The sequence below is a fragment of the Candidatus Regiella insecticola LSR1 genome (assembly GCF_000143625.1).
Classification (GTDB): domain Bacteria; phylum Pseudomonadota; class Gammaproteobacteria; order Enterobacterales; family Enterobacteriaceae; genus Regiella; species Regiella insecticola.
In genome coordinates this window covers 282,319-295,856 of record NZ_GL379592.1, presented here as the reverse complement: position 1 = coordinate 295,856, position 13,538 = coordinate 282,319, and the positions used below count along the sequence as shown (strand labels likewise).

The 13,538-nt window shown below is 44.5% G+C and carries 18 protein-coding genes and 1 pseudogene; 1 reads left to right on the top strand and 18 read right to left on the bottom strand.

Going from position 1 to position 13,538, the window contains the following annotated elements; all coding sequences use genetic code 11:
• Window positions 1-3 precede the first annotated feature (3 nt).
• From REG_RS07165 to REG_RS07095, 15 genes are all read right to left on the bottom strand, one after another.
• The gene (locus tag REG_RS07165; RefSeq protein ID WP_039907710.1) at window positions 4-975 is read right to left on the bottom strand and encodes a YscQ/HrcQ family type III secretion apparatus protein; all 972 of its coding nucleotides are present in this window, start codon (window positions 973-975) and stop codon (window positions 4-6) included.
• Complete coding sequence (locus tag REG_RS07160; protein ID WP_006705033.1) at window positions 953-1,339, bottom strand: hypothetical protein; 387 nt, start codon at window positions 1,337-1,339, stop codon at window positions 953-955. The genes REG_RS07165 and REG_RS07160 overlap by 23 nt, the downstream gene beginning before the upstream one ends.
• Window positions 1,320-1,688, bottom strand: a complete 369-nt coding sequence (locus tag REG_RS07155; protein ID WP_006705032.1) for a hypothetical protein — start codon at window positions 1,686-1,688, stop codon at window positions 1,320-1,322. Before REG_RS07155 ends, REG_RS07160 begins: the two co-directional genes overlap by 20 nt.
• Window positions 1,689-1,699: 11 nt before the next feature.
• Entirely contained in the window at window positions 1,700-3,025 is a 1,326-nt protein-coding gene (locus tag REG_RS07150; protein WP_039907709.1) for an EscN/YscN/HrcN family type III secretion system ATPase, read from the bottom strand.
• Complete coding sequence (locus REG_RS07145; protein ID WP_087943406.1) at window positions 3,012-5,057, bottom strand: EscV/YscV/HrcV family type III secretion system export apparatus protein; 2,046 nt, start codon at window positions 5,055-5,057, stop codon at window positions 3,012-3,014. Before REG_RS07145 ends, REG_RS07150 begins: the two co-directional genes overlap by 14 nt.
• Entirely contained in the window at window positions 5,054-5,425 is a 372-nt protein-coding gene (locus REG_RS07140) for a hypothetical protein (RefSeq protein WP_006705029.1), read from the bottom strand. The genes REG_RS07145 and REG_RS07140 overlap by 4 nt, the downstream gene beginning before the upstream one ends.
• A gap of 77 nt (window positions 5,426-5,502) precedes the next feature.
• Window positions 5,503-6,489, bottom strand: a complete 987-nt coding sequence (locus REG_RS07135) for a TyeA family type III secretion system gatekeeper subunit (protein ID WP_006705028.1) — start codon at window positions 6,487-6,489, stop codon at window positions 5,503-5,505.
• The gene (gene sctL / locus REG_RS07130) at window positions 6,490-7,128 is read right to left on the bottom strand and encodes a type III secretion system stator protein SctL (protein WP_006705027.1); all 639 of its coding nucleotides are present in this window, start codon (window positions 7,126-7,128) and stop codon (window positions 6,490-6,492) included.
• Window positions 7,125-7,724: a type III secretion system domain-containing protein gene (locus tag REG_RS07125; RefSeq protein ID WP_006705026.1), complete on the bottom strand. Its 600-nt coding sequence runs from the start codon at window positions 7,722-7,724 to the stop codon at window positions 7,125-7,127. Before REG_RS07125 ends, sctL begins: the two co-directional genes overlap by 4 nt.
• 12 nt (window positions 7,725-7,736) lie before the next feature.
• Window positions 7,737-8,468: a type III secretion system inner membrane ring lipoprotein SctJ gene (gene sctJ, locus REG_RS07120; protein WP_006705025.1), complete on the bottom strand. Its 732-nt coding sequence runs from the start codon at window positions 8,466-8,468 to the stop codon at window positions 7,737-7,739.
• Window positions 8,465-8,758: a hypothetical protein gene (locus tag REG_RS07115; RefSeq protein WP_039907706.1), complete on the bottom strand. Its 294-nt coding sequence runs from the start codon at window positions 8,756-8,758 to the stop codon at window positions 8,465-8,467. Before REG_RS07115 ends, sctJ begins: the two co-directional genes overlap by 4 nt.
• Before the next feature lie 68 nt (window positions 8,759-8,826).
• Complete coding sequence (locus REG_RS07110; protein ID WP_006705023.1) at window positions 8,827-9,090, bottom strand: EscG/YscG/SsaH family type III secretion system needle protein co-chaperone; 264 nt, start codon at window positions 9,088-9,090, stop codon at window positions 8,827-8,829.
• A 12-nt stretch (window positions 9,091-9,102) separates the two neighbouring features.
• The gene (locus REG_RS07105) at window positions 9,103-9,324 is read right to left on the bottom strand and encodes an EscF/YscF/HrpA family type III secretion system needle major subunit (protein WP_039907704.1); all 222 of its coding nucleotides are present in this window, start codon (window positions 9,322-9,324) and stop codon (window positions 9,103-9,105) included.
• Window positions 9,321-9,509, bottom strand: a complete 189-nt coding sequence (locus tag REG_RS07100) for a hypothetical protein (RefSeq protein WP_039907701.1) — start codon at window positions 9,507-9,509, stop codon at window positions 9,321-9,323. Before REG_RS07100 ends, REG_RS07105 begins: the two co-directional genes overlap by 4 nt.
• An 8-nt stretch (window positions 9,510-9,517) precedes the next feature.
• Window positions 9,518-10,222: a helix-turn-helix transcriptional regulator gene (locus tag REG_RS07095; protein ID WP_006705022.1), complete on the bottom strand. Its 705-nt coding sequence runs from the start codon at window positions 10,220-10,222 to the stop codon at window positions 9,518-9,520.
• Window positions 10,223-10,500: 278 nt separating this feature from the next.
• Here REG_RS07095 and REG_RS14300 point away from each other — a divergent pair, with 278 nt between their 5' ends.
• On the top strand, window positions 10,501-10,737 hold the full coding sequence (locus tag REG_RS14300) for a hypothetical protein (protein WP_260200227.1): 237 nt from the start codon (window positions 10,501-10,503) through the stop codon (window positions 10,735-10,737).
• Here the strand turns inward: REG_RS14300 and REG_RS14295 are convergent.
• The 3 genes and pseudogenes from REG_RS14295 to sctE form a co-directional block, all read right to left on the bottom strand.
• Window positions 10,698-11,024, bottom strand: a pseudogene (locus REG_RS14295) (hypothetical protein); the annotation flags it as partial. The gene REG_RS14300 and the pseudogene REG_RS14295 sit on opposite strands and share 40 nt — an antisense overlap.
• 361 nt (window positions 11,025-11,385) lie before the next feature.
• Window positions 11,386-11,991 carry a type III secretion system translocon protein SseD gene (gene sseD / locus REG_RS07085; RefSeq protein WP_006705020.1) on the bottom strand — a complete coding sequence of 202 codons (606 nt, stop codon included), beginning with the start codon at window positions 11,989-11,991 and terminating at the stop codon, window positions 11,386-11,388.
• Window positions 11,992-12,000: 9 nt separating this feature from the next.
• Complete coding sequence (sctE, locus tag REG_RS07080) at window positions 12,001-13,464, bottom strand: type III secretion system translocon subunit SctE (protein ID WP_006705019.1); 1,464 nt, start codon at window positions 13,462-13,464, stop codon at window positions 12,001-12,003.
• Between the last annotated feature and the right edge of the window lie 74 nt (window positions 13,465-13,538).

Here is a 13,538-nt window from a genome sequence, read left to right as displayed (position 1 = left end):
AGTCTATTTCAGCGCCCACCGATCAATTCTCACCACCAATTCTTCTCCACAACGTACTAGATTGCCAGAGCCAACCTGTTGTCCATCTAATCGGATGCCGACTTCGCCATAGCAGCTACTTTCACAGGCTAATGTCTGCCCCACGCTAAGCGCTTTAATATCTTCTATTTTCATGTCGAGGCGACCGATTTCCATTACCAAGGTTTTTTCCAACGCATCCAAGGAAACCGAATGTAAATTTTCCATCGCGGATCCGGCAGTAGTATCCGTATCCAAGTGCAGTAATTCATCAATATCCTGATTAATATTTTGTATTGTCATTTGGTTTTCCTCGCTTAACCTGATGTAAAACTGTGGCCCACCCAGCTGCCACAACCAACAGCAGTTATTTTCTAGATCGGCGGCGGCACACACACGTAGCCCATCACCCACCTTTAGCGTGCGTAATTGCGTCAAAGACAAACGACACCAACCGGCGACTAATCCACATTGATAGCCTAATGATTGTGATTTAGATCCTAATGAAGATGGCTGGTCGCTAGGCCAATCGGCGAGAATTTTATGTAATTTCATCAGCGGCCAGTCAAACAATACTGCATTAAATTGCTGGTTTTCTAAGGTAAATGTGCATACCACTGCCCATTGTTTCAAGAGGTCGTATGGGCGGGATAGCTGGTTACTGACGACAAGTAACGGCAATACGTGCTGGAGAGAAGAAAGCAGCCAATGAGACATGCCAACCAATAAATCGTTGTTTAAACAGTTGGGATCGGAAACAGCAAGTACAGATTCAAGCCAACTCGCCCATTCTTGTTCAGATAACCAAATGCCACAGTTAACGCCCTCGATGCTGACTGGCAAACAAACACCCTTCCCTTCCATCATCTTAAAGGTTGTAGTGACTGCCCCTTGCGTGCGTCCATTGCCTATTAATGCACTTAATTCCTTCAATTCAGGGGACAGTGTCAACTGCATCAATGACCTCCAATTCACAAGGAAGACCGAGCTGTATCAAGCTACGCTGCCAACGTTTTTTAACACTTAAGACACGTTTTTTTGTTTCATTATTAGGGCAAAAAAGCTGTAACAGGACGCCATTGCCCCTCAAGTGAACACGAATAAGGGTGCCCTTAAGTGCCCCTGAAGTAATGCGGTAATTCGCCCATTGCTCCGCTGGTAACAATTCGCTCTGAGTCGCATTTTTCTTCACCAATTTAGGACATGAATCTAAGCGTAAATGACGCAAAAAACGTTCTCGCTTTCGAGAGCCATCCTCTGTTTGATTATCACCGATGCTTTGCCATAAGGGTATGGCGCCTTCAATATCGATTCGTCTCATCTTTGATCAGTATCCGTAGTTTTTCCTGTTCCAGCAGATTACGCTGTAATAATGTTCGAAGCGCTTCTATCTTGATTGTAAGCTGCTTATTTTCTTCAAGATATTGAGTAATTTGCACCTGTTGGCTACGCTCTTGTTGATAAATTAAATGCAGCTGATTTTTTTGTTCACTGAATTCCCTCGGGGCTAACAAACCACACCATTGGGTCAGCTCTCGCAGTTGCTGACATAACTTTTGACGTTCCGTCCGCGATCCTTCTATTCGCGCCTCCAGTTCAAGCTGCTCATTACCATGCTCGGCAATGCTACGACGTAAACTTTGCTCCCTTCGTGCGCGTATCGTTAACAAACGGTTTAAAGTTAGGATCCCAGCACTTTTGCTAGCTGACTTAGTGTTTTTTCCAGATCGCAACGCTCATGTCTCCCCTGTTGCAAAAATGCACAAACGGCAGGGTAACGTTTTAATGCTTCATCGGCCTCCGGATCTTGACCGGTTTTATATTCCCCTACTCTGACCAATAATTCGATTTCTTGATAACGCGCTTGTATTAAACGTAATTTTTGCGCCAACGCCATATGTTTGGCTGAAACCACCTGCGGCATAATTCGGCTAACACTGGCGGCAATATCAATCGCAGGATAATGTCCAGCGCCGGCAAGTTGTCGCGATAAAACGATATGACCGTCCAATAGTGAGCGTACTTCGTCGGCCACGGGTTCGTTCATATCATCGCCTTCAACCAGTACCGTGTAAAATGCCGTAATGCTCCCGCGAGCACTGTTGCCTGTTCTTTCTAATAAACGCGGCATCGCCGCAAATACGCTAGGGGGAAAACTGCCCGCCGCCGGGGCTTCACCGGCCGCCAAACCGATTTCACGTGCCGCTCTAGCATAACGTGTTAGTGAATCGACCATCAGCAACACTTTCAGCCCTCGCTCGCGAAAATATTCAGCAATGGTGGTACCGGTGTAAACCCCTTTTAGTCTTTCTAACGCCGGGCGATCAGAAGTGGCAACCACAACGATCGTACGAGCACGTGCCTCAGGGGTCAAAACTTGTTCGAGAAATTCTCGCACTTCCCGTCCTCGCTCGCCGATCAGCGCTAACACCATGACATCGGCGTCACTGTTTTCACACAACATACTCAGCAAAGTACTTTTTCCAACTCCTGCGGCGGCAAAAATACCAATGCGCTGCCCTTCGCCACAGCACAACATGGCATCTATTGAGCGAATACCAGTAATAAACGGTTTTTCTATCGGCTTACGGGTCAATGGATCAGGAGGAGAATTATCTAGCTCACGCCAATGACCCTTTAATGCGGATCCCTCATCTATCGGTTGTCCTAGACCATCGAGAATGCGGCCTTTTAGCCTTGATCCGACGGCCACTCGATGCGCATGTTTTAAAGGTGACACACTTTGGCCACTACTTAATCCATCGGAGGAAGAAAAAGGTGATAGTAATGCCACTTGCTGTTCAATAGCGACCACTTCAACCAATGTGCCAATAGGCTCTATGCGACAAAGCTCCCCCATGCTGACACCAGGTAAACTCGCGCGCAGCAACGTGGGGCCAACATCCAGTATTGAGCCGCTGTAATTAAGGCCGGTGGGCGGTGCGGTTGTAAAGCACAATCGCTGCTGTAAACTGGCGCTCAGTTGCTTAATATCAGGTAACTCCATCCAGCTCTTCTCCAATCAGCTCAACCGTACCGACGACTTTAATATTAATTTCATCCCCCAGTTCTTGCCAGGACAGCACAGGCTGAGCAAACATCTCATGTTCGACAATTTTGCGTAAAAAGCGACGCACATCAACAGAAGTTAACAGCACTGCGCCATGATGCTCTGCAATAGCCGTTTTTATTTTCGCTAAAATTAAACGTGATTGTGGAGGGTCAAGTGATGAATAAGTTCCGGCAGAGGTCTGGCGAATAGATTCGCGGACAAGGTTTTCTACCCCTTCACCAATGCGTAACGCGGGCAACCAGTCGTTGCCCTTACCAAAGCGAAAGCATAAATGACGGCGCAGCGCAATGCGCACATATTCGGTTAACATGATGACGTCTTTTTCTTTTGGTGCCCATTCCACCAGCGCGCCAAAAATAGTACGTAAATCGCGGATGGAGATACCTTCTTCTACTAAGCGTCTTAAAATTTCAGTTATTTTGCCCACCGGCATCTGGCGTTGCAATTCTTTCACTAATTCGGCGTAACGTCCTTCCATCGCGTCCATTAAGTAACGTGTTTCTTGTACGCCAATAAATTCTGAAGTATGTCGTTCCAATACCCGTTTTAAACAGGAAATAATACGCTGACGTCCCTCGGCATAAGGGAGACCCAAGGTGATAGCACGTTCTTTTTGCGCTACTGGGATGAAATACAATTCACCCATATTATGCGGCAATATTTCAGTCCGTGATTCCAATTGAGCACTGGACTCCTGTAGCAGTAAATCATCATGTGGTAACACTAATGTCATTACCGGCTCTTGATAAAGACGAATCGATATGCTGTTATTTTCCAAAGCAGGATCGCAACGAACAATCACTTCAGGCAGTGGAACGCCGAGGTATTCAAAACGTTGCCAACGTAGTCCATCCACTTCCCGTTTTAGATCATCGTGATAGAGATTAGTGGCGCAATACAACATCAGGGGTACCGCACCGGGTGTCATCTCTGCGCCCTCTTTATAATCTGACGCTGCACCGTCCACACCCAGTGTATTGCCTGGCCGACGTTTTTTGCGATAAATCAAAAATGCTGGCATGGCAATAAGCGCTGCCAGCCCGGCAAAATCAATAAAAGGAAAGCCTGGTAATAACGCAAACATCAGCAGCAAACCCGCCGCCATCCACAAGGCTTCAGGCTGTCGAACCACTTGACTGGCTAAATCTCTCGCTAAACTCTGTTTTTCTTCCGCCGGGACCCGCGTCACAATAATCCCTGCCGTAATGGAAATCAGTAATGAAGGGATTTGCGCCGCTAGCCCATCACCGACAGACAGCACCGCATAAATTTTTACCGCTTCCCCTGCTGACATTTCATGCTGAAACACACCAATGGCAATACCACCAATAATATTGACCAGGATCACGATGATCCCGGCGATGGCGTCACCTTTAACAAATTTCATCGCCCCGTCCATGGCACCAAACAGACGGCTTTCTTTTTGCACACGAGCACGTTGACGGCCGGCTTCAGCCGCATCGATAACACCGGCGCGTAAATCACCGTCAATACTCATTTGTTTACCCGGCATGCCATCAAGCGAGAAGCGTGCACTGACTTCTGCTACTCGTTCAGAGCCTTTGGTGATCACAATAAATTGCACGACAGTGATAATGGTGAAAATGATCAAACCGACGGCAAGATTTCCGCCTACAACGAATTGACCAAACGCCTCAACGATTTCTCCGGCATCATGTTGTAGTAATACTAACCGACTGGTACTAATGGTTAATGCTAGTCGATATAAAGTCGTGATCAGCAGTAATGAGGGAAAAACGGAAAAATCCAAAGGATCACGTAAATAAATAGCGATCATCAGTAAGGTGACAGAAAGCGCCAAGTTAATCACAATCAACACATCAACCAGGGCAGTCGGTAACGGCAGGATCATCATGAAAATGGCGACTAATAACATAATGGCCAAAAATATATCTTGCCGATCTGCTAGTAGCATTAGCGCACGTTTAACGGGCTCGAACATCATGACCATTCGCCTTCGAGAGTTTTAAGTAATGCATATTGTTGCTTATAAATTTGATACCAAAATTCAGCGCCTGACGCGGTATGAGGACAGCAACTTACCATGATGCCAATACTGAGCAGATAGATGCGCTGCGGAATACCGTAAAACCGTTCAAGGCGCCAACGTTGTTGCAGGGTGCGTAATTCTTCTAGGTTTGCCTGCGGATTTAAACGCCCGGTGGTGAGCAATATTCTCTGTTGATGAACCTCAATAAACACCGCTCTTTGACCAATGCGCCATTCCATAGAGGGTTTAACTTCGGTATAGGGCAATTCTGCTAAACGAAAAAATAACTGCAAATTACGAACCACCACTAGATCCATGTCCATATCGTTGATGCTCCGTTTTAAAAGCCTGTAAATCTCTTGTCACTGATATACTTCATCAAAACGCACTCAAAATCGCATTAAGAGTAAAAATTCTGCAAGATTTCTAATATCTGCTCACGCTGTTCATCGTCATTAAAATGAGCAGCAGGCATCAATTTAAACAACTCATTCAAACGCAGGAGAAAAATAGGTTGTTGCTGTGGAGATAAATGTTGCAAGTTAGCTAACCGACGTTGTAAGCATTCTTTAAATAGCCAAGGTTGTCCGACAATGGCCAACACTTCTTGCAACACGATGTCGCCTTCCAGCCCGCAGGCGTCACCGACATGCTTACAATGATCTTCCAATCCAAGAAACAGCAGTAATCGACGTAGTTGACCCAATATCGCCGCCAATCGATGACCCCGTTTGGTGGTAGGCTGAGTACTCATATCGAATGCTAATGCACGCAACAAGACCAAAACCTTAGGTTTACGATTTTTCCAATGGCTAACACGTTTAAACCATTTATCGAGCGATTGCTTTTCTTCCTCATCAATACTTTGTTGAAACAAGTGTTTCACTGCACGCAATGAATCGCCATTAAGAGAGCCAAACTCTAATAGCCCAAACAGTTCAACTTCCCAACCGGCTTCTTCCATCAACTCAGATAATTCTTGCGATGCAGTTTTACGTCGCGCGGGATTATTCCAATGTTGCCGTAAAAAACCACCGATCTGTAACATTTTTGCCGCGCGCGCAAATTCGCTATCTTGATTAGGAAGCGGAGATGACAGTAAGTTTTTCCCCTCACTATGCCCCGCCATATGCTCAATAATTTTGAGGAATTCTCGCTGTCTACAGGCATCACGACGTATCTTTTTGGCCTGTTGATCGTCTTGCACTTTTGCGCTAAAGAGGAATGCTATGTCTTCTTGAGTATCCTGCAACGATAAGGCTGCCTCCGCTGCTTCTTTCATTGCTGAAGTTGGGGGTTGAACTACCGTCCCTAATGCACCGCCAGAGTACGACGACCCGATAGAATGAGGAGGATTATGAGCAGGATTGATCGGTTGAGTCGTCATTTAATGTTCATCCGATAATATTGCAGAAGATTCATGCAACCATGTAACCAATTGGGATAAATGATCACTCAGTGATAGGTTTAGTGAAAGCAACGGAGAGGCTAAAATAGCCTGTTCAACCTCCAAACTGGCATCCGCTTGTAGCGTCAGTCGATCCCCCAGTGCTTGCGTCAACGAGTCAATTTGCTGAGGATGTACCCTCAGTGTGATCAAACCCTGCTGTGCCATTTCTTCTACTTGGTCAGTTAAGCGCGCGAGCAAAATTTTGTCGACGGACTGCTGACCCGCCCAAGATTTTATCACCGAGGTGAGCGCTTGCATGATACGACTACGCGCTTGCTCTACCAACCGGATATCGAGCTGTTCAGCTTCTACCAACCAATTAACATGTTGTTGTAAAAATTTTTTTTCCATTTCAGCCCGCGCCAACTGCATCGTCTCTGTTGCCTGTTGTTGCGCAGCCGCCAATAAGGCGGTTTTTTCTTGTTCTGCTTGTTGCAAAATTAATTGCGCGCGCGCGTGTGCTTGTGCTTCTATTTCCACGCCACTGTCTATTTTTTTTACTATCTCGGCAGGAATATAAAGCCCAAGCGGTAAAACATAATCTCGCTTTGCTATCTCAATATGAAAAACATTCACAATAAACGCTCCAGCCTAGCTAACCAGAGATCGGCCGAGGGTAACCATATTGCTCGTGGTAAAGGCGGTAATAAAATGGATAACGCTTGCCAGGTAACTGCTGCTGAACTGGTTGCATGCAAAATACCTCGACCTAGCTGTAATGCGATAGAGGGTAATATTTCTGGGCTCAATATCGCCGCGCGTTCGCCTGGACAACCAATACCAAGAAGTTGGCACACATCCTCATCATTGAGTATAGGATACAGCGCTTGTCGATAGTGACGGATGCGTAAGTAATCACTACATCTTAGGCTCACCAGCCCCAATGCCATACAAACCGTATCTAACCTGGGCTCTAACGCCATTTGTGCTTTTTGTTTATTCGTCAACACCGCCGGAAGCGGTTGTTTTGGAAATCCGCGCCAGTCAATTAGCTGAAGATTTAAAATATTATCCAGTGTCTGGCAATCACCATAATGATATTTTTCGCTACGCAATCCCATTTTCATCAGCCATGAAGGGTGAGCAAAACGGGCAGGCTGCCACGCGAGCTGATGTAGTCGCACTATTTTTTCATCAATAGGGCTAGCAGGAGCTTGGTATTTAGCCAGCATGATAAAATACCATCATTTACGTAAATATTTAGTCAAACCGAAAAACATCAAAGCAATAATCAACACGCCAAGCACGGCGAATATGCTTTGAACCATTGTCGCGTTGGCTAATAACCATTGTAGATTCCATGAATGTGTTGATTTAGCGGGTGTAGTCTGTGCACTAAAACGAAAACTCGCCGGTTGGATCAACACACTGATTTTTTCATAGGCAACACCAGGAACCGCATCCTGCACCAGGCTTTTTATTTGTGGGCTATAGCTGGCTAAATTAACCTCAGGAGAAAATTTGATAAATACCGAGGCGGAACTGGGTACGCTGACTTTTCCATCGACTGGCGCCATCATCGCAATAGTAACATCAGCATGGATCACGCCATCCATATGGCTCAACATACTCTCTAATTGCTGCTCTTTCAGGTAGACCATTTTGGCCTGCTCTTGAACCGGAGAAGTGACTAGCTGATTAGAAGGAAACAGCTGATCCACCGTGGCGTAACTTTTACGTGGATAACCATTTTGGCGCAGTAATTCAACCGCAGTGATAAAGTGGTCACGTTCCACTTTTAGCCCCACTTTTCCACCTTTTTCTGACTCTTTATTGGCACTGATATTATGCAACATCAGCAAAGCCAGCATCTCATTCGCTTCACCTTCGGCTAAACCGTTGTACAAATCAACCTTGCAGCCGGTCAGTGATAACAAGATCAATAACACCATAAAACCACGTTGCATTATTTTCATTGCAGGGAAGTAACTTTGTTAACAGCACTGACTAATTTATTGGCAGCCGCAGCTGCCCAGTCTACTTTGTTATTGAGCTGCGCCACGTTAGCTGAGATTGTTAACGCTTCTTTAAGGGCTAGCGGCGGCATCGGGCTAGCGGAGGCTTCTGACGCTTTCTCAGCGTGCAGCAATGCATTGAACTTGCTTATCTGTGTTGTATTATTAACGTCTGCCTGGGGCATAAATCTACCTATCAGTCCAACGATGCCAGGAACAGCAGCAAAACTACTTATAGGATCAATAGTCATTATCATCACTCCACATAGATACTGCTTTTTTTAGGATTCACGCAACCTAAGCTTTGGCTTGACATGATTTAAGGCGGTGATGCGGATTCGAACAACTGGCGCAGTGCCAAAGCATCAGGCTCCTGACTCTTTTCTAACAGCTGTAAAGCTTGCTCGGATTCACCCAAACCAAACAGCAGTATCGCCTGGCATGACAAACGCACCTCAGCATCTGGCACCAAGAAAGGCAGCACCTCTAAGATCGCCCTCACTTCTTTGTGTAAACCATGATTAACCCCAGCCATTGCGGCTTCAACAATCAATTGTCGACAGGATTGGGTCAATAGTGTCATTACTTACTCTTCCTAGGCTGAAATCTTGCTAATGATCGATCTCACCAAATCACGTAACATTTTGATAATCGAACTGGTAAATTCTGTTTTTGCTACCATTAGCCGTGAAAGATTCTGTATTTCTAATTGAGCTTTTGGATCTGAAGCATCAACATTCGCTATTCGCTTTCCAAATTGCTCCATACTGACATTGGTGTTATTCAGTAAACCCTTAACAGCGTGATCTAAATTCATCTGTTTTCTCCTAATTTACCGTTGTACTTATTTGCGACCGATACTATTTGTTGTGAATAATCCTGCTCCTTTATTTGAGCTTGTGGATCTGAAGGGTTAGTCTCCGCTATTTTTCGCTGCCGTTGCTCTATACTTGTATCGATTTTATTCAGTAAACCAGCAACAACATTTAAATCCGCCATCATGTTTTCTCCTAATTCATCGCTGAACGTATTTGTGAAGGACATTGCTGATAACGACGGCGAAAACTATCAGAAAAGTGGGCATGATTACTAAAACCACACTCCATCGCAATATCCGCTACCCGCAAATGGGTTGAAAGTAATAACTCACACCCTTTTTTTAAACGCTGTTCGAGTAACCATTGCTTCACCGACATGCCAAATTTTTGATAAAACAGAAAATTAAGCTTACGTGTTGAAATGCCTAGTTCATCAGCGTAGCGCGAAACACTCCACGGATTAAGACTGTTCTGCTCAAAGAATTCTAGCAGCTCATTGTTAGTTCCGACGATTAAATTGAGTAAATTTGCAAAATAAATATTTTCCAGCCCTAGGCAATACAGATAAAGAAAGCGTAGCGCTACACCGCGTTTCATCTGCGTTAATTGCTCAGCCGCCTGTATAATATCTTCAGAAGCAGGCAGTATTTTACAAAAATCAGCTATCATCTGTTGTTGCTGCTGACTTGGTTGCATTGATTGTTCTGCTACCGATTGGTAAAGCGACAGTAAATCAATCGGATAACAAAATACCGTGGTTAATGTACTACGGCAAAAAGTGGATGCAACGGCATTCTCTTCTGCTACCACTAAATGACCTGCAGGTATCGTATTGCACTTATCACCACACCGTAAGGTACCGTCTTGCCGGAATAAAATAAATTGAATTGATTTCATGTTACCCTCCGGAAAAACTACATTTGCTTACAGTGTCGTGCTGTTTTAAGCATTAATCTATCAGGTCTATGCCCCATATTTTTCAATTATTAGGAATATCATCAATAATTATTAGTTATTGGTGATAAGAATTTTTATTTATTTTAGAAATGAGTAAAACAAATAAAGTATTATTTACTTTAAATAAATATAATTTATTAATTTTTGTATATACTCAATGAATTTCGAGTTACGGCAAGGCGGCAATCAAGCGAATCCTAGGAGTGTACAAGTAGTACATGACTGGGATGAGTGCGAGCTGCCAACGCCGCCGTAACTTGAAAGGCGACCGACCGATAAGCGTCAATAGACTACCTGATGAGGCGAGCACCCGCAGTCAACAACGCGGCGGCTTCAAGGGCGAAGGATATAGAGTAAAAACCAGCCAGTCATCCCCATTATCGTCGGTAGACAATACTGCCCCTTTTTTCAAAAGTATATTCATCAAGCGAACCCTTGTTTCATGTAGCTGCTGATTGAATACCTCTTTTATTATCATGCCTTTTATTTCCGTTATTTCATTCACTTCTCTGCTCATGATACGAAGAAAAGCAAATAAACTCAGTAGCCCTGTCGCAGAAGGTGCTGCATTTTCTAAACGCGTTAATTCACAGATAATCAAACTATTTTTTTCAGTACGAAAAATAATCTTATATTGTTTCAATACAAATTCGTAGCCCAATAATAGTTTACTCCCAAGAAAATAGGCAGGCTGTAAGGATATTCTTTTCTGTTTCAAGAAATTGGCGATGGGATCAGTCATTATCTTCTCCTAAGAGGCTATTCGAAATCTTCTTGATCGACACGCAGACGAAGAAAAAAATGGACGAGAGAGAGCGAGAAAGCGCAGTTTACAGAACGTAAAAGCGTATATTTGAATCTATTTTTGACAAAAAATTGCTTGCAAAACGGTAGCCAGGGAGTGAAGTCAAGGCGCACGGCACACAGCAACCTACGCTAACATGCTAATGAGGATTGTGAGAGCACCGTGCAACGCAGAAATTCACACCACCTAGTCGGTTATGCAAGCAGTCTAAAGTATCAGTGAGCACAAGATATACCCTTCGCCTTTGCAGCCGCCGCCAACAACGCGGCGGCTGCAAAGGCGAAGGGTATAATTTCGACTAAGAAAGACGCATCGACGCAAGTATCTTTCCCATAACATCCACGAGACTTCTTGTATTGTTGAGCATTGCACTGACCACCTCAGTCGCATTATCTAGCAGCTTCCTGGCAGAATCAGCATATGACTGCGCATTTTTCATTTGTAACTCCCCTGCAAGCTGTGAAAGATTGGCTGAGCGTGTGTCATTTGATGCAAAATATTTACCGCTACCTTCTGTGCTTTTCGCCCCCCCCATTCCTACTGCCATTCCAGCGGGGATTGATGAAAAAGGAAGCGTAAATAACGATAATGCCCCCCCACCAATCATTGTATAAGCTTCAATGTTGGCCGCTGTCTTGTTCTCTTCGATAGCTTCGGCTTTATTTTTATATTCAGCCTGTACGATTTCCCAGCCTTGGCTTTGCTGTACTGCTCCGTAGACACGCATGATGTCACGCAGCTTCAGCATAAGGTCATTGAGCATGAGGATAAAACTAGACACACTGGCCATCACATCTTGACTGTCCATCACATCCAGACCAGTGCCTATTTCATTGCTCTTGATACCATTATTATCTTTTGGCAAGCCAACGGATCCCACTGGATTTTGTATAACCTGTGACATAATCCCCCCTCATGCTATTGAATTAGCAATTTTTGTCTGTAGTAAGGCATATTGATTGTTATTGCTAAATGTTCTTTCGGTCAAATCAGCATAACTTTCAACGATTTTTTTTAGCATTTTCTGATCTTGTTGTTTACTTCTTTCCGCTATGTCTAATTTATTTTGATCGAATTCTTGATTTAAAATCAGTTTTTGTATTTTTTCGGTAATATCTGCTGACTCGCTTTTCAGTAAGCCGTTATGAATGGTCACAATGCTGCCACTGAAAAATCGTAAGTATGTTAACCATGTAAACACAATATTTTTCATGATTTTACCGCTCACCTTGGTCATTACTTTTTGCAATATCTTTTTTTCTATTTGCCCGGCGATTTCTTCTGCCGCTTCTTTGACTGCTTTTTTTGCGGTTCCCTTTATCACTTCTTCCATCGTTTTTTTTGTCGCACTGGCAAGTGCTTCCTTGAAAGCCTCTTGAGTGAAATATTTAGTGACATCAACGATGACCAATTCCGCCGTTTCCTGAGCAACAAAACGAGCGGTGGTATTGATAATTTGTTTCACTTCTTCTGTCGTGATGGTGTCACCTGCTTCTCTAGCCAGATTACCAAGCATTTCACTGGTTCCTGCTTTTAATGTTTCTTCTAGCGCCGGCTTGATCATATTACGAGCGACGCCAATAAGCGCGCAGCCTTTAATCAGATCGAACAGCATCGCAGTAATTTCAAGTCCTAGCTGTATCTCTCCTTCTTTTTCGATGAATTTTTTTAATTGCTCTTTATCGCCATAACCTAAGGCGAGACACATTTCTGCAGTACCTTTACTGATGCCCGCGCACCCGGCACCAATATAAGCAAGCCCTGCCGTTATCGCTGCAATCCCTGCCCCGGCAGAAAGCCCCCCCGTTAATACAGTGCCAGCAAGTTCAACCATTCCTTCAACCATCTTGCAAACACCCCACACGACTTCTGCCGCTCCGATGATCCAATCAAAAACAGCGGCACATACCCCCGCTTTTTTAGCCTTTTCACCTTGTTCAACAGCCTTAGCAATTTGCTTTTGAAAATCTTCAACCTGTTGGTCGCGTAAAAAAACTTGTAAATCGCTCGAGCGGGTGATCACTTTACTCAATACGGCATTTGAGTCCTTGGTGAATTTCGCAATAAGCATCATAACTAAGATGTTGATCCGCATGGGGTTTAAATCATTTAAAGAAACCGTTTCTTCATGATGACTAAAAAGATGATTTAACGCTTGTTGAGCGGCGTGCGCGGAAATTTTATCCGCTCGAGGATAGTCTAAGGGATTGTATGTCTCACTCTCACTGGGTAGATAATGGTGGCCATCCAGGGCACTGAATTCTGCCCAGTGAGCTGAATGCAATTGATTGCTACGGCTGGTTGGAGCCGAGGATTTGTCCTGATCGTTGATTTTTGCCCATTCAACGGAGGGTAACCTGGTATCTATCTGTCTCATAATAAGACCTCCAATGCAGGGCGCTTTGACTTCGCACCACGAATGCCCTGGCAGCCGAAGGCAACTTCAAGGGC

Coding starts and splice junctions, on each gene's coding strand:
- REG_RS07165 (WP_039907710.1), bottom strand. CDS start 975: ATGCAGTTGACACTGTCCCCTGAATTGAAGGAATTAAGTGCATTAATA.
- REG_RS07160 (WP_006705033.1), bottom strand. CDS start 1,339: ATGAGACGAATCGATATTGAAGGCGCCATACCCTTATGGCAAAGCATC.
- REG_RS07150 (WP_039907709.1), bottom strand. CDS start 3,025: ATGGAGTTACCTGATATTAAGCAACTGAGCGCCAGTTTACAGCAGCGA.
- REG_RS07145 (WP_087943406.1), bottom strand. CDS start 5,057: ATGATGTTCGAGCCCGTTAAACGTGCGCTAATGCTACTAGCAGATCGG.
- REG_RS07140 (WP_006705029.1), bottom strand. CDS start 5,425: ATGGACATGGATCTAGTGGTGGTTCGTAATTTGCAGTTATTTTTTCGT.
- REG_RS07135 (WP_006705028.1), bottom strand. CDS start 6,489: ATGACGACTCAACCGATCAATCCTGCTCATAATCCTCCTCATTCTATC.
- REG_RS07125 (WP_006705026.1), bottom strand. CDS start 7,724: ATGCTGGCTAAATACCAAGCTCCTGCTAGCCCTATTGATGAAAAAATA.
- sctJ (WP_006705025.1), bottom strand. CDS start 8,468: ATGAAAATAATGCAACGTGGTTTTATGGTGTTATTGATCTTGTTATCA.
- REG_RS07115 (WP_039907706.1), bottom strand. CDS start 8,758: ATGACTATTGATCCTATAAGTAGTTTTGCTGCTGTTCCTGGCATCGTT.
- REG_RS07110 (WP_006705023.1), bottom strand. CDS start 9,090: ATGACACTATTGACCCAATCCTGTCGACAATTGATTGTTGAAGCCGCA.
- REG_RS07105 (WP_039907704.1), bottom strand. CDS start 9,324: ATGAATTTAGATCACGCTGTTAAGGGTTTACTGAATAACACCAATGTC.
- REG_RS07100 (WP_039907701.1), bottom strand. CDS start 9,509: ATGATGGCGGATTTAAATGTTGTTGCTGGTTTACTGAATAAAATCGAT.
- REG_RS07095 (WP_006705022.1), bottom strand. CDS start 10,222: ATGAAATCAATTCAATTTATTTTATTCCGGCAAGACGGTACCTTACGG.
- REG_RS14300 (WP_260200227.1), top strand. CDS start 10,501: ATGACTGGGATGAGTGCGAGCTGCCAACGCCGCCGTAACTTGAAAGGC.
- sseD (WP_006705020.1), bottom strand. CDS start 11,991: ATGTCACAGGTTATACAAAATCCAGTGGGATCCGTTGGCTTGCCAAAA.
- sctE (WP_006705019.1), bottom strand. CDS start 13,464: ATGAGACAGATAGATACCAGGTTACCCTCCGTTGAATGGGCAAAAATC.